The sequence below is a fragment of the Sphingorhabdus buctiana genome (genome assembly GCF_042680825.1).
GTDB classification, from domain to species: Bacteria; Pseudomonadota; Alphaproteobacteria; order Sphingomonadales; family Sphingomonadaceae; genus Sphingorhabdus_B; species Sphingorhabdus_B buctiana.
Genome location: NZ_JBHUEL010000011.1, coordinates 91,779 through 110,803, shown reverse-complemented (window position 1 = coordinate 110,803; position 19,025 = coordinate 91,779). Strand labels below are relative to the sequence as shown.

20 protein-coding genes are annotated in these 19,025 nt (G+C 57.6%); 10 read left to right on the top strand and 10 right to left on the bottom strand.

Annotated features, from left to right (window positions below):
* The first annotated feature begins 77 nt into the window (after positions 1–77).
* Positions 78–1,289 (top strand): LL-diaminopimelate aminotransferase, encoded by a 1,212-nt coding sequence (locus ACFSAG_RS13065; RefSeq protein WP_374612683.1) that lies wholly within the window; start codon positions 78–80, stop codon positions 1,287–1,289.
* 30 nt (positions 1,290–1,319) lie between these two features.
* Here ACFSAG_RS13065 and ACFSAG_RS13060 read toward each other — a convergent pair whose 3' ends face one another.
* Positions 1,320–2,891: an amidase gene (locus ACFSAG_RS13060; protein WP_381515587.1), complete on the bottom strand. Its 1,572-nt coding sequence runs from the start codon at positions 2,889–2,891 to the stop codon at positions 1,320–1,322.
* 75 nt (positions 2,892–2,966) lie between these two features.
* Between ACFSAG_RS13060 and ACFSAG_RS13055 the strand changes: the two genes are divergently transcribed.
* Genes ACFSAG_RS13055 through ACFSAG_RS13045 form a run of 3 tightly spaced genes read left to right on the top strand, consistent with a single transcriptional unit; the run spans position 2,967 to position 4,851 of the window.
* Positions 2,967–3,437 (top strand): acyl-CoA thioesterase, encoded by a 471-nt coding sequence (locus ACFSAG_RS13055; RefSeq protein ID WP_374612680.1) that lies wholly within the window; start codon positions 2,967–2,969, stop codon positions 3,435–3,437.
* Positions 3,434–4,051: a 2-hydroxychromene-2-carboxylate isomerase gene (locus tag ACFSAG_RS13050; RefSeq protein ID WP_381515584.1), complete on the top strand. Its 618-nt coding sequence runs from the start codon at positions 3,434–3,436 to the stop codon at positions 4,049–4,051. The genes ACFSAG_RS13055 and ACFSAG_RS13050 overlap by 4 nt, the downstream gene beginning before the upstream one ends.
* Positions 4,048–4,851, top strand: coding sequence for a crotonase/enoyl-CoA hydratase family protein (locus ACFSAG_RS13045; RefSeq protein ID WP_374612674.1), 804 nt, complete (start codon positions 4,048–4,050; stop codon positions 4,849–4,851). The genes ACFSAG_RS13050 and ACFSAG_RS13045 overlap by 4 nt, the downstream gene beginning before the upstream one ends.
* A gap of 36 nt (positions 4,852–4,887) precedes the next feature.
* Here ACFSAG_RS13045 and ACFSAG_RS13040 read toward each other — a convergent pair whose 3' ends face one another.
* From ACFSAG_RS13040 to ACFSAG_RS13030, 3 genes are all read right to left on the bottom strand, one after another.
* Positions 4,888–5,328, bottom strand: coding sequence for an acyl-CoA thioesterase (locus ACFSAG_RS13040; RefSeq protein ID WP_381515581.1), 441 nt, complete (start codon positions 5,326–5,328; stop codon positions 4,888–4,890).
* Positions 5,328–6,482 (bottom strand): acyl-CoA dehydrogenase family protein, encoded by a 1,155-nt coding sequence (locus tag ACFSAG_RS13035; protein ID WP_381515578.1) that lies wholly within the window; start codon positions 6,480–6,482, stop codon positions 5,328–5,330. The genes ACFSAG_RS13040 and ACFSAG_RS13035 overlap by 1 nt, the downstream gene beginning before the upstream one ends.
* Positions 6,483–6,562: 80 nt before the next feature.
* Positions 6,563–8,179 carry a spinster family MFS transporter gene (locus ACFSAG_RS13030; RefSeq protein ID WP_465270198.1) on the bottom strand — a complete coding sequence of 539 codons (1,617 nt, stop codon included), beginning with the start codon at positions 8,177–8,179 and terminating at the stop codon, positions 6,563–6,565.
* A gap of 76 nt (positions 8,180–8,255) precedes the next feature.
* Between ACFSAG_RS13030 and ACFSAG_RS13025 the strand changes: the two genes are divergently transcribed.
* The 4 genes from ACFSAG_RS13025 (at position 8,256) to ACFSAG_RS13010 (ending at position 11,854) form a co-directional block, all read left to right on the top strand.
* On the top strand, positions 8,256–8,729 hold the full coding sequence (locus ACFSAG_RS13025) for a low molecular weight protein-tyrosine-phosphatase (protein ID WP_374612667.1): 474 nt from the start codon (positions 8,256–8,258) through the stop codon (positions 8,727–8,729).
* Positions 8,730–8,801: 72 nt separating this feature from the next.
* On the top strand, positions 8,802–10,124 hold the full coding sequence (locus tag ACFSAG_RS13020; RefSeq protein ID WP_381515573.1) for an oxygenase MpaB family protein: 1,323 nt from the start codon (positions 8,802–8,804) through the stop codon (positions 10,122–10,124).
* Between the two features lie 133 nt (positions 10,125–10,257).
* Complete coding sequence (locus ACFSAG_RS13015; RefSeq protein WP_374612664.1) at positions 10,258–10,995, top strand: Bax inhibitor-1/YccA family protein; 738 nt, start codon at positions 10,258–10,260, stop codon at positions 10,993–10,995.
* Positions 10,996–11,140: 145 nt separating this feature from the next.
* Positions 11,141–11,854 (top strand): hypothetical protein, encoded by a 714-nt coding sequence (locus tag ACFSAG_RS13010; protein ID WP_381515569.1) that lies wholly within the window; start codon positions 11,141–11,143, stop codon positions 11,852–11,854.
* A gap of 39 nt (positions 11,855–11,893) precedes the next feature.
* Here the strand turns inward: ACFSAG_RS13010 and ACFSAG_RS13005 are convergent, their stop codons facing one another.
* On the bottom strand, positions 11,894–12,322 hold the full coding sequence (locus ACFSAG_RS13005; RefSeq protein ID WP_381515567.1) for a CBS domain-containing protein: 429 nt from the start codon (positions 12,320–12,322) through the stop codon (positions 11,894–11,896).
* A gap of 62 nt (positions 12,323–12,384) precedes the next feature.
* Here ACFSAG_RS13005 and ACFSAG_RS13000 point away from each other — a divergent pair, with 62 nt between their 5' ends.
* Both ACFSAG_RS13000 and ACFSAG_RS12995 read left to right on the top strand, forming a co-directional pair.
* Positions 12,385–12,699: a hypothetical protein gene (locus ACFSAG_RS13000; RefSeq protein ID WP_374612660.1), complete on the top strand. Its 315-nt coding sequence runs from the start codon at positions 12,385–12,387 to the stop codon at positions 12,697–12,699.
* A complete protein-coding gene (locus ACFSAG_RS12995; protein ID WP_374613002.1) occupies positions 12,680–13,078 on the top strand; it encodes an acyl-CoA thioesterase in 399 nt (132 codons plus the stop codon). The genes ACFSAG_RS13000 and ACFSAG_RS12995 overlap by 20 nt, the downstream gene beginning before the upstream one ends.
* Positions 13,079–13,092: 14 nt before the next feature.
* Here ACFSAG_RS12995 and ACFSAG_RS12990 read toward each other — a convergent pair whose 3' ends face one another.
* The 5 genes from ACFSAG_RS12990 to prmC form a co-directional block, all read right to left on the bottom strand.
* Positions 13,093–13,917, bottom strand: a complete 825-nt coding sequence (locus tag ACFSAG_RS12990) for a LytTR family DNA-binding domain-containing protein (RefSeq protein ID WP_374612658.1) — start codon at positions 13,915–13,917, stop codon at positions 13,093–13,095.
* Positions 13,918–14,175: 258 nt separating this feature from the next.
* On the bottom strand, positions 14,176–15,759 hold the full coding sequence (locus ACFSAG_RS12985) for a DUF4139 domain-containing protein (RefSeq protein ID WP_381515563.1): 1,584 nt from the start codon (positions 15,757–15,759) through the stop codon (positions 14,176–14,178).
* Positions 15,760–15,767: 8 nt separating this feature from the next.
* Complete coding sequence (locus ACFSAG_RS12980) at positions 15,768–17,177, bottom strand: DUF4139 domain-containing protein (protein ID WP_381515561.1); 1,410 nt, start codon at positions 17,175–17,177, stop codon at positions 15,768–15,770.
* 96 nt (positions 17,178–17,273) lie between these two features.
* Entirely contained in the window at positions 17,274–17,963 is a 690-nt protein-coding gene (locus ACFSAG_RS12975; protein ID WP_381515558.1) for a DUF4167 domain-containing protein, read from the bottom strand.
* Positions 17,964–18,157: 194 nt separating this feature from the next.
* Entirely contained in the window at positions 18,158–19,000 is an 843-nt protein-coding gene (gene prmC / locus ACFSAG_RS12970; RefSeq protein WP_381516168.1) for a peptide chain release factor N(5)-glutamine methyltransferase, read from the bottom strand.
* Between the last annotated feature and the right edge of the window lie 25 nt (positions 19,001–19,025).

Below are 19,025 nucleotides of genomic sequence, written 5' to 3'. Positions count from 1 at the left end.
TTTCTGGCAAATCGGTGAAACATCGCGCATGAGGGCGGCTCTCTGACCCATTTATTACAAGGAGCCGCTGGAGTCCGATGTCCGAAGAATTCTACCGCATGAAGCGCTTGCCGCCCTATGTCATCGCTGAAGTCAATGCGATGCGAGCGGCCGCCCGTGCAGCGGGGGAGGACATCATCGACCTTGGCATGGGCAATCCAGACCTGCCACCGCCGCAGCATGTCATCGACAAGCTGGTCGAAGTGGCACAGAAACCCGATGCTCATGGCTATTCGGCATCGAAAGGGATTCCGGGTCTTCGCAAGGCACAAGCCAATTATTATGGCCGCCGCTTTGGTGTCGATGTCGATCCGGAAACCGAAGTTGTCGTCACAATGGGGTCGAAGGAGGGGCTGGCCAGCCTCGCCACCGCGATCACCGCGCCCGGTGATGTCGTGCTCGCACCCAATCCGAGCTATCCGATCCATACCTTTGGATTCATTATCGCTGGTGCGACGATCCGCAGCGTTCCAACCACTCCCGACGAGAATTATTTCCGCGCTCTCGACCGTGCGATGGCCTTTACCGTGCCGCGCCCGTCGATCCTCGTGGTCAATTACCCGTCGAACCCGACCGCTGAAACGGTCGACCTCGCTTTCTATGAGCGGCTTGTTGCCTGGGCCAAGGAGAACAAGGTCTGGGTGCTTTCCGACCTTGCCTATTCGGAGCTTTATTTTGATGGCAAACCGACTGTTTCGATCCTGCAGGTGAAGGGTGCGAAGGATGTCGCGATCGAATTCACCTCGCTGTCGAAAACCTATTCGATGGCTGGCTGGCGCATCGGCTTTGCCGTGGGCAACAAGCAGCTGATTGCGGCGATGACCCGCGTCAAAAGCTATCTCGATTATGGCGCCTTTACGCCCATCCAGGCTGCGGCATGCGCCGCGCTCAACGGCCCGCAAGATATCGTCGAGAAGAACCGCGAGCTGTATCATAAGCGCCGCGATGTGCTGGTGGAGGCCTTTGGCCGCGCTGGTTGGGATATCCCCGCACCGCGCGCTTCGATGTTCGCTTGGGCACCACTACCCCCTGCATTAGCGCATCTCGGCAGCCTCGAATTTTCGAAGCAGCTGCTCACCGAGGCCAAGGTCGCGGTCGCTCCCGGCGTTGGCTATGGCGAGGATGGTGAAGGCTATGTCCGCATTGCGATGGTCGAAAATGAGCACCGCCTGCGTCAGGCCGCGCGCAACATCAAACGCTACCTGCAATCTATGGGCGTGAATACGCCGACACAAGCAAAGGCGATTTAAGCCGATCCCCTCCTGCTTGCGGGAGGAGGATCAAGGCTGCGTCATTTCAATGCTCTGTTTGAATGCCGGATCGATCCGGGCGTAGGTCGCCTGTTCAAAGGCATAGCCTGCGCCGAGTACACGCGCGTCATCCCATGCGGTGCCGATGAAACTGATGCCAATTGGCAAACCCTCGATTGCGCTCATAGGCACCGTCAGGTGCGGATAGCCGGCGACCGCGGGCAATTGGCTGGCACTTGGCCCGGCATATTGATCGCCGTTGACGAGATCGCTCTTCCAGGCGGTTCCCGCCGTCGGCGCAACCAGCAGTTGCACATCATTCTCACGCAGCAGTCTGTCGATGCCTTCGGGCCCGGCGAGGCGCTTTGCCTTTGCAACTGCCTCCAGATATTTTGGATCATCAAGCCCGCCTTTTGATTGAGCCAGATCGAACAGGTCCTGCCCGAACCAGCGTAATTCCCCAGCCTCAGCCTTGTTGAAGGCAATCACTTCAGCAAGTGTGCGGGTTTTGACGCTGCTCGGCGCTTTTGCCAGATAGGCATTCAGGCCTGCCTTGAACTCGGTCATCAAGATTTCGAACTCGGCTTCGCCTAGGCCGTCCAGTCCTTTGCGGGTGTCTGCAATCTCGACGATTTCGGCACCTGCGGCCTTCATCTTCTCCAGCGCGGCATCGAACTGCGCCTTGATCTTTGCATTGTTGCCCACACGATCGCGCATCACGCCAAGGCGCATCCCTTGCAGGGCTTCGCGGCGCAGGTACTCGGAATAGTTGGTCCGCTTATTGTCCGCTTCCGCAGTGGCGGGATCGGCCGGATCGCTGCCTGCCATCACCGTCAACATCAAGGCTGCTTCGCGGACCGATTTGGTCATCGGGCCGGCGGTATCCTGGCTGTGCGAAATCGGGATGATGCGGCTGCGGCTGACCAATCCGACCGTCGGCTTGAACCCGACAATGCCATTGATCGATGAAGGGCAAACGATAGAGCCGTCGGTTTCCGTGCCGATTGTGAGCGGGGCAAGATCCGCTGCGGCCGCAGCGCCGCTTCCTGCGGATGAGCCGCAAGTATTGCGATCAAGAATATGAGGGTTCCGGGTCAATCCACCAACCGCACTCCAGCCGCTGGTCGAATCGCTCGACCGGATATTGGCCCACTCGCTCAAATTGGTCTTGCCGAGGATCACCGCCCCCGCTTCGCGCAAGCGGGCTATGATCGGGGCGTCATGAATGTTGATATTGTCCTTCAGCGCCAGCGAGCCGGCTGTGGTGGCAACCGGGCCTGCGACCTCGATATTATCCTTCACCAATACCGGAATGCCATGGAGCGGACTGCGAACTCGCCCTTGTGCTCGCTCGGCATCCAGCTTGCGCGCCTGTTCGATGGCATCGGGGAAAGTCGCGATTACGGCATTCAATTTGGGGCCCGAGTCGTCGACTGCAGCAATTTTGGAGAGGTAATCGCGGACGATCTGTTCGCTCGTTATTTCGCCTGCAGCCTGTTTCGCCTCCAACAGGCTCGTGTTCGAGTCAAATTGCATGGGCGTGCGCGCCGCCGCCGCGCTGGACAGAAGTAGGGCGACGAGCATCAGCTTTTGTTTGATCATGGCTTATCCCTACCCTTGCTTGACGTTAACGGCAATCTACTTGCCATATCGGTTGCATTCCGCCATCGAAATTTCATGGCAAAGAAAGATTTCGCATTTCGCTATCCCCTCCGCGTACGCTGGGCAGAGACCGACGCGCAAGGTGTTGTCTTCAACGCACGCTATCTCGATTATGCCGATGTCGCGGTAACCGAATATTGGCGCGCCTGCGGTTTGCGGCTGGTCAACCCGGACGAACCGCTCGAATTCCATGTGAAGAAGGCGACTGTCCTGTGGAACGCGCCGATCTTCCCTGATGAGATGATCGAAGTGATGTGCCGCACCACCAAGATGGGGCGCACCAGCATCACAAAGGTCGTCGAAATTCACGGAGCGACCGAAGATGGATCGGATGATTTGCGCGCCGAGGTGGAACTGGTCAGCGTCTTTGTTGACCTGGAAAGCCACCGCCCGATGCCATTTCCCGAATGGATCAAGGATGTGTTCCTTAACTTTGACGCAAAGGCGGAAAATGCGCCCTTGTTGGAGGAGGTCCCGGCAGAATGAGCGCACGCGTCGAATTTTTCTATGACCTGTCCAGCCCGTGGACCTATCTGGCCTTCACCAATTTGTGGCCGATGCTCCAAAGGACGGGCGAGCAGGCGGTGTTGCGCCCCATTCTTGTCGGCGGTGTTTTCAATGCCGTGAACCAATCGGTCTATGCCGCGCGCGAGATGACCGACAATCGCAAGCTAAAGCATAGCTGGAAGGTGCTCAATGATTGGGCCGCGCTGGCGGGTGTGGAGATGAACTTCCCTTCCAAATGGCATCCGGCAAAGAGTGTGAACGCCATGCGGTTTGCCTGTGCGCTCGAAGACGACAAGGATGCGCTTCGTCGTTTTTCCAAAGCGGCGTTTGAAAGCTATTTTGGCCGTCAGGAAAATCTGGACGATGCCGATGTGCTGGCGGCGGTAGCCGACAGCATTGGCCTGGATGGCGCGGCATTGAAGGCCGCTACCCAAAGCGACGAAGTCAAAGCCCGCTTGCGCACCAACACCGAAGAAGTGATCGCGCGCGGCGGCTATGGATCGCCTTCGATCTTCGTCGACGGCACCGACATGTATTTTGGCAATGATCAGCTGCCCTTGGTTGAGGCAGCTTTACGGAGAGGAAAGCCATGAACGACCGTATTTCAATCACCATGCTGGAAGATGGCATTGCCGATGTCCGCATGACCCGTGTTGATAAGATGAACGCCCTTGATGGTGCGCAATGGAATGCGCTGGTCGAGGCGATTGACCAATTGAAAGCAACCCCGGGGCTGCGCGTGGTCGTCCTGTCTGGCGAGGGGCGCGCATTTTGCGCAGGCCTCGACCTGTCGAGCCTGCAAGGCGAACGCGATCCGGGTGCGAGCAGCGCTGGAGGTACCCTTGCCGATCGCACGAAAGGCATTTCAAACAACGCGCAATATGCCGCTTATGGCTGGCGCGAATTGCCGGTACCGGTGATCGCCGCTGTGCATGGCGTCGCTTTCGGGGCGGGCAGCCAGATCATGGCAGGGGCGGATATCCGCATTGTTCATCCCGATACGCGCATTGCGATCATGGAAATGAAATGGGGTCTTGTTCCCGATGTTGGCGGCATGCCGTTGTGGCGCACGCAGGTGGCCGATGATGTGCTGCGCGAAATGATCTACACCAATCGCGAATTCAACGGCGTAGAGGCCAAGGAAATGGGTTTTGCCACCCATGTTTCGGACGATCCGCATGCCAAGGCAATGGAATTGGCGCGGGTGATCGCAAACAAGAACCCGCACGCCATTCGTGGTGCGAAACGCATGTGTAACGCGCTGGCCACTGCAAGCGATGCCGAGTTGCTGCAGATGGAGAGCGATGAGCAGTTGAAGGTCATACGCACGCCAAACCAGATGGAGGCGGTGATGTCCGAAATGCAGAAGCGAAAGCCAAATTTCGCGGACTGACTATAAATTCCCCTCCTTTAAGCGGGAGGGGAGAATTTATTCCGCAGGCTTGGCCATCATCTCTTCGAGTTCAGCGACGAGTTCGGATCGCAGAAGCTTGGCCTCGTTATCGGTGCGACAGACTATCACGCTGTCGCAAGTGCCGATGCACTGACCGTTCTGGAACATCGCCTGGACGACCACCCAGCTTGAATTGCCGATGCGGCCAATGCCCGAGCCGATTGTTACAGGCGCGGGGAAGTTACCTTCGCGCAGATAATTGATTTCAACCGACGCGACCATTGTGCGTTCGTTATCCGGCCGGTCGGCCCATGGCCGGGCCTTACGGTGCAGCTGGACACGGGCATTCTCGAACAGCGACGCGAACGCCACATTGTTGAGATGCCCGTTGATATCCATGTCCTGAAAGCGCGTGTCGCTTTCAAGGATGATGGGGTAGGCGGCCAGGTTCAGCCGCCACCCTTCGGGTTTCGCCATTAGAGCTTGCGCCCGATCAGTTCTTTCATGATCTCGCTCGTGCCGCCAAAGATGCGGGTCACGCGCGCGCCACGGAACTGCTTGGCAATCGGATATTCGTTCATGAAGCCAGCGCCGCCATGGAGCTGGAGGCACTTGTCGACAACTTCGCCCTGCAGTTCGGTGTGCCAAAGCTTGGCAGCCGAGGCCTCTTCGGGGGTCAGCTCTTTCTTCATATGGCGGGCCAGTGCCCAATCGATATGCGCCCAGCCGACCTGTAGCTTGGTCTTCAGGTCAGCAAGCACGAAACGTGTGTTCTGGAAATCGAGGATAGGTTTGCCAAATGCCTTGCGCTCGCGCACGAACTCGACGGTCTGGTCAAAGCTGCGTTGGGCCGCCGTCTGCGCGCCGATGGCGATCGACAGGCGTTCCTGCGGCAACTCGGTCATAAGGTAGATGAAGCCCATGCCTTCCTGACCAAGGCAGTTGGTGATCGGAACGCGTACGTCTTCGAAGAAAAGCTCTGACGTGTCAGCGGCATCGAGGCCGATCTTGTCGAGGTTGCGGCCGCGCTTGAAGCCTTCGCGATCAGCTTCGACGAGGACGATCGACACGCCCTTATAGGCGGGGTTCGCATCGGGATCGGTCTTGCAGCAGACGAGGATCAGGTCAGCATTCTGGCCGTTGGTGATATAGGTCTTGGCGCCGTTGATGACATAATGGTTGCCATCCTTCTTCGCGGTGGTGCGCATGCCCTGGAGGTCCGAACCGGTGCCCGGTTCAGTCATCGCAATCGCAGTGATGACTTCGCCCGAAACCATCTTGGGCAGCCACTGCTTCTTCTGCTCTTCAGAACCATATTGGATGATATAGTTGGCAACGATATCAGTCTGCAGCGAGAAGCCGGTGGCGACATCGGTGTTATAGCCGAATTCCTCGTTGATGATCGCGTTGTAACCGAAGTCGAGGCCGAGCCCGCCAAATTCCTCGGGAACTGTCGGGCACAGCAGGCCAAGCTCGCCAGCCTTGGGCCAAACTTCGCGCGGGACGAGGCCGTTTGCATCCCACTTATCTGCGTTGGGCTCGATCTCTTTGGCAACAAACTGGCGGACCGTCGAGCGGAAGGCCTCATGATCTTCGTTATAAACGGTGCGGTGCAGTGCATCGAGCGACATGGCAGGATTCTCCTAATGCTGTTCTGGCAGCCAGAAACAGCAAGTTTACGCAAGCGTCAAGCAGGAATTTAACCGTATGATTAAACCGGCTCGCCAGCCTCGCGGGCACGCTCGACCAGGGTGCGTTCTGCAGTCGGAACCATGCGGTAAGCTGCGATCAGCAGCCCGAGCGCAATCGGCGCGACGCCAATGAGCGACAAAATGCCAAAGCGCAGGTCACCGACCAGCTTGCCATCAACCATAGTGCCGGCAAGGTCAGAAATCTGCCCGACCATATAGGGACCGAAGGACAGGCCGACCAACGTGGTGCCAAGGAAGAAGGCCGCCGTTGCGGTGCCGCGCATGCGGGGGAGAACCAGATCCTGCGTCGTTGCCGCAGCGGCGCCCAGCGCAGTCGCGCCCAACATGCCGGCGACAAAGTTCATGACGTAGAACAGCGTTGCATCTTCAGTTGTATAGCCGATCCAGATCGGGATGATCGGACCGACTACGCCGAGGATGATCATCAGGATGCGGCCAGCGGGATTCTTCATCCGCAGCGCATCGGCCATGCGCCCGCCGATGATGACGCCAAGGAATCCGCTTAATGCGCCATTGGCTCCAAGAATGAACGCCAATTCCGCCTTGGGAAGTTTCAGGATGATTTCGGCATAAGGCGCGGACCAGAAGCTCAGCGCGTACGCGGCGAGCGAGACAAGGCCATAGCCCAGTGTGGTGCAAATGAAGGCGGGCGTACCCCAGATCAGCTTGAAGGTGGCTGGATCGCTCGCTCGCAGCGCCGAGGCCCATGAGAATACGGCATAATAGCCAAAGCCGACTGCCGACCATTGTGGCAAATTGCCCGTCAATTTGATCATCCACCAAGAGAATGCGGCGATGGCTGCGCCCGTTGCGATGTTGATCAGGAAAGCTGCCGGACCACGTTTCCATGCGCCCCAGATGGTGAAGGGTGGCACGATCATCGACAGGTCCTTGGCGAAGGCGCGGAAGGGTGTCGGCGAACTTTCGGCTGCCACGCCATCCATCGCACCGCGAACCGGCTCACGAAGCGACGCTACCCAAAGCGCAAGCAAAACGCCGGGAATGCCCACGGCAAGGAAGGCCGCTTGCCAGCCGACCAGCCCCAAAGGCGCATTTGTCGGATAGGCTTCGTTCCATGCCTGCACGATCATCGCGCCGATAAACAGCGATACGCCACCGCCAAGATAAAGGCCCGACGAATAGATGGCGAGCGCCGTCGCTCGCTGACGCTTAGGGAAATAGTCTGAAATCAGCGAATAAGCGGTGGGACTTGCGGTCGCTTCACCAACGCCAACGCCCATGCGCGCCAAAGTCAGCTCGACTTGGTTGCGTGCGAAGCCCGATAGCGCCGTCATCAACGACCAAAGCGCCAGCCCTATCGAAAGCAGTCTTACGCGGTTCCAGTTATCCGCCAACCGGCCCAGTGGGATGCCGAACAGGGCATAGAAAACGGCAAATGCCGCGCCACCCAGAAATCCCATTTCGGAATCGGTCAGGCCGAGATCGGCCTTGATGTCGACCGCAAGGATGCTGACGATCTGCCGGTCGATGAAGTTCAGGATGTAAACAATGACAAGGACAAAAAGGACGTACCAGCTATAGCCGGTAGCTGACTTTTCCCCTTGGGCGTTGGCGTTTCCAATCGACTCCCCATCGCTTGTTGCGCTCAACGTCATTCTCCTCTTCTTGTCTCTCAGTCGGGCCTTGGGCTAGCAGAGGATATGCAAAGCGCAAGCGGGTAAAGGATTGGTGATGGCAATTTCGGTGTTAATGGTCTGCCTCGGCAATATCTGCCGCTCGCCCCTGGCGGAGGCGGCGCTGCGGTACCATGCCGAACGGATTGGGCTCGATGTCATCGTCGATTCCGCGGGAACCGGCGATTGGCATGTCGGCCACCCGCCCGATCGCCGTGCGCAAGAGGTTGCCAAGCGGCTTGGCAGGATCGACATCAGCAGGCTGCGCGCACGCCAGGTGCTTCATGATGATTTCCATCGCTTCGACCATATCGTCGTGATGGATCGCTCCAATTTGCAAAATGTGAAGGCTCTGGCGCCCCAAACGGGCACGGCCCGCCTGTCGATGTTGCTCGATCATTTGCCGGGGCGCGAGGGCGATGCGGTCGCTGACCCATATTATGGCGATATAGCTGATTTCGAGGCCTGCTGGCGCGAGGTTGAGGCAGCGACGCACGCGCTTGCCACGCGATTGGCGCAGGACATGGAGTAAGGCCTAAACGGGTATTGCTTTCACCGACAGCGGCTGACAGCATCGCGGGCATAGAGGAGCAGGAGGATTAATTTGCCAGATATCGCCGCCATAGCCGCAAAGGTGCGTTCACAAGCGGATCTGCTTCCTGCGCTGTATGGCCAGATCAATTTCGACACTCCGCCTGAACGTTTTGCCGACGGCCAAGATGACCGCACAGAATTGTCTGAGGTAAAAGGCAAAAAGCGCGCGGAATATCTGGCAGATACCGAACTCGTTGCACGCATCCGCGAATATAGCATGCTGGGCGACATCACTGGTGATGCCTATGCCGCGCTTATTCCGCAATATGGCTTTCGCCGGCTGGTCGATATGCTGATCGAAGCATGCGACAAAGGTGTCGAAGTGGTAGAAGGTGCACCTGCCGAACTGGTCGCGCTCATCGCCGAGATGGAACGCATTCCTGATTGGCTCGACATGCGATTGGTGGAGCAGGGCGCAAAAGCAGAGCGCAATTCGGCTGCAAACATCTCACCCTTCGCCATTCGCGGCGCATTCATCGCGACCTTCCTCAACAAATATTCGGCGCTGCCCATGGCGCTCACTGGCACGCTGAGCCATGCGACTGCAGCGAAACGTGTCAAAGAGACAGCGACATTCTTCACAACCACGGTGCTGCCTGGTGCGCTGAAGCGCTTTGGTCCCGGGTTCAAGGCGGCGGCTATGGTGCGGCTGATGCATTCGATGGTGCGGGTGAATGTCCTTTCCCGGCCCGGCATGTGGGATTCAAAGGTTTATGGCATCCCGATCCCGCAACTCGACCAGATGCCTGCCGGACTGATCCCGATCTATTTCATGTCCGAAAAGGTGCTGGGGCAGGGGCGGACGACATTTACACCCGAAGAACGCGCAAAGGTCGAACTGGCACGCTATCGCTGTTACCTGCTGGGGCTTCCCGAAGACCTGCTCGCGGATAATCCGACTGATATTGTCCGTATCTGGTGCACGCGCAGTGCAACGCTGCGCTATGAATATGATGACGCAATTTGTGGCGGCTTGCTCCGGGCAACGATGGAGGCGGAGCTTAGCAAGGATCGTTCGCTGCCCGGTCGTGTCTTCCGTCGGCTCGAACGTTCTTTTTCGCGTGTCTTTTTTGTAAATACCTTCCTGAAGGGTGACGAAGCTGCGGCAGCGCAGGTTGGTGTGCCGCTCGATGGCCGTGACAAAGCACTCTATGCTGCGACGATGGCGGCGATCCTTGGCCAGACGCTGGGCCACAAGATCGCCTCGCGCCTGCCGGTACTCGGAGAGGTCGCCGACCAAATGCTGGTTTCGCGTTTGCGGCGGCAATTGGCAGACTATGGCCATGCCGAATTTACCACCGACGCCGCGAAATACCGCCCCGCAACCAGTTGAGGCCATGCAACTGCTAAGCTGTTGGCAAAAAACGGGCCAGGGCGAGTCCGGTTTCGCTTGAAATTGGAGCGATTTCATCCAATATTACCGACTTAGGCGGCTATGGTGCCGCTTTTTTGAGGAGACGTTTGAAATGGCTGAATGGTCTGATCCGCGGGTAACGCAAACCGGCGCGGGCGTTACCATTGATGGCAAGCCGATTGCTTCCGCGGCAGTCGACGCCGGGCTGCGTGCCCACATGCTCAAGGTTTACAATTACATGGCATCGGGCGTGTTGCTGACCGGCATCGTCGCTTTGCTCTTCGCAAACAGCGGTATGGCCGCACAAGTGATGGCAACCCCACTGCGGTGGTTGATCATCCTGTCGCCGCTCGCCTTCATCATGGTGATGAGCTTTGGCATCAACAAGCTGTCGACCGGCGCATTGCAGGCGATGTTCTGGGCCTTCGCCACGGTGATGGGCCTGTCGATGTCGACGATTTTCCTTGTCTATACCGGCCAGTCAATCGCCACGACCTTCTTCGTGACGGCGGTTTCGTTCCTGTCGCTCAGCCTCTGGGGTTACACCACCAAGAAGGACCTGACCGGTTGGGGCAGCTTCCTGATCATGGGCGTTGTCGGCTTGCTGCTTGCCTCGATCGTCAACATTTTCCTGGGATCGAGCACCTTGCAGATGGTGGTCAGCTTCTTGGGCGTCCTGATCTTCGCAGGGCTTACCGCTTATGACACCCAGCGCATAAAGAGCGAGTATTTCTATTATCGCGGCCACGAAGCGCTTGGAAAGATTGCCATCATGGCAGCGCTGAACCTGTATCTCGATTTCGTGAACATGTTCCAGTTCCTGCTGAGCTTCCTTGGCAACCGCGAATAAGCGTCACAAACATTTGGACAAAGGCCCGGCGGGAAACCGCTGGGCCTTTTTCTTTGTGCAGTTCGACGATGAACACTTTATTTCCTGCCGTTAATCGTGTTGACAGACAGCATCGAATAATCTGGTCGCCGGGAGTGATTTGCATATGAAAAATACGGTGAGGGGAGCGCTAATTTCTGGTCTGGTCTTGGCTGTCGCAGCCTGTGCACCGGCCCCCAAGCCGATTGTTGTTGCTCCAAAGCCGGTTGTCGTCCCGCCTGCTCCCGTCATTCCACCAATGCCGCTTCCACCGGGCGGAGCCGCGGTCACCATGAAAGTTCCGCCGCTTGGCATTGATGGTGTTCGCACCACGCCCAATCGTGGTTTATCGCGCGAAGAGAATATCTGGCACTTGCGTTCGGGGTTGAACGTTGCCGCGCTGAACTGCCAAGGCCCGGTCTGGGGCGAGATTGCCCAGAATTACAACCGCTACCTTCAGGTCCACAAGAGCCGTTTGGCGCAGACCAACAAAGCGGTCGATTCCGAATATGTGAAACGTTTCCCTGGGCAGAATGGCCTGCGCGTTCGCGACACCCGGATGACCGACCTCTACAACTACTTCGCGCTTCCCCCGGTGCGGGCCGAATTCTGCGACAGGTCGCTAGCGAAATCGCGCGAAATCCTTGCCATTCCCTCGACGGCGCTGCCTGAATACTCATTTGGCGCGCTGGCAGATCTCGATGCGGTGTTCATCAACTTCTTCAACGCCTTTGAGAAGTACAAGGTGGATATTGCGGAATGGAATGCCCGTTACGGCCCGCAACCGCTGACGGCTCCTGCGCCAGTAGCTGCGGCTGGGTCCCCCGCCAGCGGGAAATAGGTGCGCCGTTGGGCGTCGGCTAAGCCGACATGCGATCGATCAGGCCATCTGGATATAATCGCGCATTGCAGTGGCTTCTGCCTCGATGCGTTCGATCCGGTATTTGACGAGATCGCCGATCGAAACAAAGCCCGAAATCCGATTCCCATCAACCACCGGCAAATGCCGGATCCGACGCCTTGTCATCAATGAAAGCGCCGAAAGGACGGGAGTATCCGACGATACGGTGATGGCAGGTGCCGTCATCACATCGGCCACGCGTTTCTGTAATATGGAAGCGCCATGCGATGCCAGCCCGTAGATCATGTCGCGTTCGGAGAAGATCCCGATTACGCGCCCATTGTCGATTACCGGCAATGCGCCAATTCGCTTTTCAGCGAGTCGCGTCGCCACTGTTTCGACCAGTTCATCTGGAGATGCTGAGAAAACCGTGCCTTCGCGGCCCTGCAGGATGATTGCAATCGTCATCGCCTTCCTCCCATTCGACTTGCCCACACCGTTTACATAGCATAGACGCGCCAAAGGATAAAATGACTCGCCCCTCCCGCCTTGATAATCCGGAATATGCCGCCTTTGCCTGGGCCCGCTATCGCAGGTTGATGGGCTGGATGTTCCTGTTCACGCTGATCATCACCAGCGGGGCGCTCTACTTTTTCTGGCGCGAAAATGGTTTCGTCTCGATCCACTTCTACATCGCTACAGCCGCCGGCATCATCTTCTCGGTGATGTTGATGTGTGCGCTGATGGGACTGGTATTCCTCTCAAGCGGTACCGGACATGACGAGTCAATCGAAGACCCGTTTGCCGACCTTGCCGACGATGACGATGACGCAGGCCGTCCATAACCTGCCCGTACGGGGCGATCCGATTTTACGGGTCGTTCCGCGCCCCGCCGATATCAACGCCAACGGCCATATCTTTGGCGGCTGGGTGCTTGCGCAGATGGATATTGCCGGTGGCATTGTCGCTGGCCGGATTGCCGAAGGGCCCTGTGCCACGGTCGCTATCGAAAAGATGGAATTCATCGCGCCAATCCTGCTCCGCGATATCATATCGGTTTATGCCTCGCTCGAACGGCGTGGACGCACTTCGATGGCCATCCGGATAGAGGTTGTTGCAACGCGCGATCGCGGCGAACAGGAAGTGAAGGTGACCGAAGGTCTGTTCACCTTCGTCGCGCTCGATGAACAGCACCGGCCCCGTCCGCTGCCCAGCACGGATTGACCCGGGGCGACGCCTCAGGCGCCGAGCAATTGGTCTTCGACCTCTTTCCGATATGCTGCGGAAACCGGGATGATCGAGCCGTCCTTCATCAATAACTCGATCTTCCGGCCCTGTTTGTTAAGTCGCGTGACGGCATTACGGGCTACCCACCATGAACGGTGTACCTGCATCCCTTCATAGTCGGACAGTTCGTTCAAGGCATCGCGAAAGCGTATGAGGATCAGGCCAGTGCCGCTGGCAGTGGTCGCTCGCAGATAATGGTCTTCCATCTGCAGATAGAGCAAATCGGCACCAAGATGGTCGGGAAGGCGTGATAAAAAGCGGATGCCGGCGAGTTGCTTTTTCTTGCTTTCGGTCGGCAGCCCGTCGAGCGCGATGATAAAAAAGGAATTCACGCCAATTGCGAACAGGTTGATCGCTGTCAGCTGCGAAAACAGCTGCATCATGCCCGCAACATCGCGTGAAACCGAAGGCGGTAATTGACCATTGCCCATTCGGGCTGCTGCCAAAGACCAGCCCCAATGTTCGATTGCATGCACAACGAAGGTCATTGGAATGGTGGCGAAGAGGACGCAGCCTATTATGCCGCTCCACCGGCTAAAGTCATCAAATGCTCCGGTCGAGCGGATAATCCGTGCGGTCATCGGCATCATCGCCATCCCGAAAATTGAAAGCACCGAGAACCAGTAACTCAATCTTACGAGCGGTTGTTCGGGGAACATGCCGAACGGCACGACCAGTACCAGCAGCAAAGCGATCAAAAGATATTGCGCTAGGTGCCGAAGCTGGTGTTTCCAATCGAGTGAGCACCAGTAATTGAGAAAAGCCTGCAATGTCATCGGCCTACCCCCGTTTGGCGAGCTGTTATCACGGGTGGCGGACGCCAGCAAGGCGGTTAACCAGAGGACATGCTTGTTCGCGTAACGTGAATTGGTCGCTGTCGTTCGCGAACGAAAACGTCACTTTCGCGAATTCGCGATTGAGTACGTGGAATCGAACGGGTAAATATGCTTACGACGCAAGCCTTTGTTGGCGGGCGCCTATTTTTCGATTTGAGAGTCGATTAACTTGAAGCGGGCGGAAACACTTCCCCCGCTTCAATTTTTTTCAAGCTCCAGTTCGTAATAGAGCGTTGCCTCTCCATTAGCAGCGATTGTTGCTTTCCAGGTCGGAATTCCGTCGACCTTGGCGATGTGTTTCGGCTTTCCGCGCAACTCGAACGGGATTTCGACTTCGACATTTACCGGCTCGCTACGGGCGTTGGTAATGTCGACTTTGAAACGCTGCTTCTCGACGGTTTCGCTCATCCGGGTAACCGCGTAGCGGACATCGGAGGAGCGCCCGACTACCATTTCGATATCGTCGCCCACGGCGCGATTACTCAATGTCGATTGCCCGGCTAGCAGAGGGCCATAATTGCTGTCTTCGAACAACATCACTTGGCCCGAAGGCATAGGAAGCCCCAGCCCCTTCTCCTTGCGGTTGGAACTGCGGAAAAGGATCGACATTGGCATGCTCGCTCCGTCGTCCCTACCATATTCATCGACCCTTACCGTATAGATGCGATCAAAGGCTGCGCCGGGCTTCACGATCATCGCGACCTGTTTCTGGCCTTTGGCATTCACGGTTACCGGCTCGGGCACACGATACAGTTTCAAGTCCCCCAGATCTTCCTGATCGGCGACCATCACCGCGACAGGAGCAGCCATTTCCGCGCGCGCCATCCTTTGCCCGGTCACGACGATATTCTCGTCCGCATAGGCAGCCATCGCAACCGGGGTAGGGGGTGCCGGCGGAGGCGGGATATCGACAATGAATCCGGGGTTGAAAGGCACCTGGTGCGTGCGTTGCTGGGGCCAGCATGCCAGGCTAAGGCCGCCGCCCACTGGCCGCGCCTGTTCAGGGCGGCGTTCGCGATTGGGTTCGCCCGCAATCGCCATCATATTTGCGTTCTGAAAACTCTGGTTGCCGCCATTGGCCAGCGTCAACCAGGCAAACAGATCAATCTTGTTCTTGCCAATCGCTTTGTCGTCGCCCGGCTTGGCATGGGCGACATAATTGGCCTGCCAATCGAATCCCGACGCCATATAGGTCAATGTCAGCTTGAATGTGGTCGCTTCGTTCGATTGTGTGATCACCGACAAGGTTGGCTTTGCTGAAAGGTTCTGCGGCACGCCGCCAAATTGCATCCGTTCGGGCAGCCCGGTGCACCGCAGTGCTTGATAGCCTTCTGCTGTTTGCAGGATAACCCCGCCTTGAGGGCCAGCCGTGATTATTGCCTTTTGCTCCCTTGTCACACCTGTGGACCTGTTGGTGCGAAGCAAGGTAACTTCCCGCTTGAGGAAGGCATCGACCAAACCAGAGGGGGAGAGGAGCCGCGCATCGCGGTTCTTTTCCCTAACGCCCTGTGGAAGCCCGGTGACAATTGCGCTTTCGGGAAACATGCCTTCAGCCACGCCTTCGAAGCGTATGACACTCTCACCTGCCGGAATGGAGATCTTACGCGTTTCGGTTATCAGCGCATAGCCACGTGGCCAGTTGGGATCGATCGGACGATCACCACGATCCTGCGCGCGATACACCGTCAGCGAAACGCTTTCAGGTGCATCCGACACAATGATGGACTGCGCTGCGACTGGCGTCGCAGCGTAAATCCACACAAGGGCAAGCAGGGCCCGCATGGCAGACGTCAATAACGGCTATCGAAGGTCGCGGTGAGCGTCGCCTTGCCGTTGGCGGGCACGGCTACGCTCCATTCAACACGATCTGCCGAAACGCGTTTGCCTTCCTGGCTTTGCGCGATGATCGCTACATCGCCCCATAGGCCTTCCTGTCCCAGATCGACGGTTACCGGTTCGTTCCGCGCGTTGGTGAATTCATAGCGCATCTTGGTTTGCCAGCGGCTGGATGAAAGGCGGTTGCGTTCTTCGACGACCGTTTTCACTTTTACGTCAAAGGCATCGCCGGTGCGGATCGACATGGCGCTACCCATGGGCGTTGCCTCGATCATGCTTTCGCCGATGAATTGCGGATCGCCGCGCTTGTCACGCATATAAACGCGCATCGTGCCGGCGGGTAGTTGGTCGCCAAGCCCGCCACTGCGCGACGTCGAGAATTTCAGGACCGACGAGGCGCTTGCTGCATCATTGGTCGCCAGCCAACCATTGTTGAACTCATAGGCTTTGCGTGCGGGCGCCGCCTTCACATCGAGAAAGCTGACCTGTTTTTGCTGGGCATTGGCGATCGTTGTCCGTTCGGCGAGCGGATAAAGATAATAATCTCCCAACCGCTCACGATCGCTGCTTTCAGTACCTGGCTGGTCAATCGTGCCGGTCGAAGGATTCCATGGCGTTGTATAGTTTCGCCGTCCACCGCCGCCATTCGGGTTGCCTGCGATGAGCAGCACATTGGCATTGCTGTAATCGGTGCCGGTATTGTTGGTCAGCGTAACCCAGCCCTGCACGTCGATCGTTTGCTTGGCATCATCGAACAGGGTCACATAATCCGAATTCCATCCAAGGCCGGGGGTCAGGTAGGTCAGCGTCGTGGGGGTTACGCCGCCCTTTGCTTCCAAAGTCACCGACAGCGTCGGGCGTGCACGCAAATTGGGCGGAACCTTGTCGAAAATCACACGAACGGGCAGTCCGTCGTCGCGCAGCACCTCAATCGTATTGCCAACTTGCAAGACCACACCGCCATTCGCCGCGAGTACTTTCGCGGGTACGCGGACCTCGGCACCCGTCGCGGGATTGGTTCGGATCAGGGTAACATTCTGGCCAACCGCCTTTTCCATCAGTTTCGCCGGCGTCAACAGGTCATAATCGAAATTCTGTTCGACTATTCCGATGCCGGGGCCGGTGAGCGTAACCGTCTCAGCGCGTATCTGGGCTGAAACGTCGGGAAATTCCTGTTTCGACCGGCCAGCAGGCATGGTCAGGCGTCGCGTATCCTGGATCAGGCTTTGACCATTCTGGTAGATGGTGACGGCGACGTCACCCTGCGCGGTTGCGCCGCCCGGTACGGCTACCGAAGTTGCATCCTGGGCGAGGATAGGTGCCGCCAGCGCCCCCCCTGCAAGCAAGAGCCAAGCTGCACGCATAATCCTACTCCCCCGATAGTGGTCGCTATCAGGTGGCGTAATTTTCACAACATGACCAGAGCCTTAATGGCTGGACAAGCGAGGAAGAGAGCAGCCTTATTCGGCTGCTACTGTTTCATCCTCTGCTGACTTCGGCTTGCGAGCGCGGGGCTTGCGAGCCGGCTTGGCTTCTGCCTCAACCTCGTCATTTGCAGCGCCAATTGCGGGTGGCAGCACGGCGAGGTCGAGCCCCCCGTCGCTTGCTTCGCCTTCATCACGCTGCTGCTGCGGACGATCGTTGCGATCATAGCGGTCATTACGATCGCGGCGGTTGCGGTTGCGATCATTGCGATCGTTACGGTCGTTTCGGTCACGACGATCATTGCGCTGCTGCGGACGGCGCTCTTCGCGCTCTTCGCCCTCGTCACTTTCTTCGTTGAGGTTATCGGTATCCACCGCGTCATCCTCACCGGTTTCGGTCTCGCGATCTTCATCGCGCCATTCGCCGCCTTCGCGGTCATCATTGCGCCATTCGTTGCGCTGCGGGCGGTTTTCTTCCTGGCGGCTGCGGAAATCGGCGAGCACGCGGAAATAATGGTCAGCAAACTGATGATAATATTCGGCCTGCACCCGGTCGCCATTCAGCTGGGCATCCTGTGCCAGCTTCTTGTACTTTTCCAGCATCTGCGCGGCGTTACCGCGCGCACGATTGTCGATGCGATTCTGGTGATCGTAACCGTTGCGATTGGCATTTTGCGCGCGATTATTGCCCCGGCCGCGACGGCGGCTGGTCTGTCGGTTATTCATAAAGACTGACCTGTCCTTTAATAAAGCAACCCAATTTCCGAGTGTTATGGCCTCAACGCGACCGCCCTGTGCGGTCCCCCTCAAAATCGTCGATGCGTTGGGGCAGCTTCCCAAAAAGGGCCGGTATCCGGCCACATCGCTGTGAAGCTAGGGATGCCGTAGCCCGACTATCCAGCGAATCCAAGCAAAAATTATCAACTTGCTGGATTCACCATGCTTATCGCACGGACAATCCCGGCAAGGTCGCGATGCGGTTCGGCGGCATATCCGTTTTGTTGTGCCAATCGCATGACCGCTAAATCCTGCCCTTTTCCGATTTCGAATATTGCGATGCCGGCAGCGGACAGGACTTCGGACAATTGCGGGATCAAGATATTATATTCTTCCATTCCGTCGACCCCAGCAAACAGAGCAGAGGCAGGTTCATGGCCGCGGACCTGCGGTGCCAAGTCCGCATCCAATTCAACATAGGGTGGATTGCACAAAATGAGGTCGAATCTACCCAGATCGGCCGCCCATTCGTCATCCCGCCAGCTGCGGTGCAGGAAATTCGCCCTTTCACCAAATCCAAGCCGTTCCGAATTGCCCTTCGCAACAGTAAGTGCTCGCTCGCTTGTGTCGATCGCCACACCTTCGGCTGTTTGAAACACGGACAAAGCGGCTAGGAGCAGCGCGCCCGAACCCGTCCCGAGATCAAGGATGCGAGTGGGGGGCAGTTTGTCGCTGAAATAGGCTATTGAAGCCTCGATCAGCGTTTCACTGTCACCGCGCGGGATCAGCGTATCGGGGGTAACCGCCAGAGTGATATCCCAAAATTCCTGATAGCCACGGATATAGGCGACCGGTTCGTGCGCCAAACGTCGTTCAAGAAACGCGGCAAAGCTGGCCGGTACATCCAGACCGCGGGCGCGCAACAGCATGTCGTTGCGGCTGATGCCAAGTGCATGCGCCATCAACAATTCGGCATCGAGCCGGGGCGTTTCGCTGACTGCCCCAAGCTTATGTGTCGCTGCCACCAGTTGTTGTGAAACCGAAATGCTCAATGATCTGGCCTTATGAACC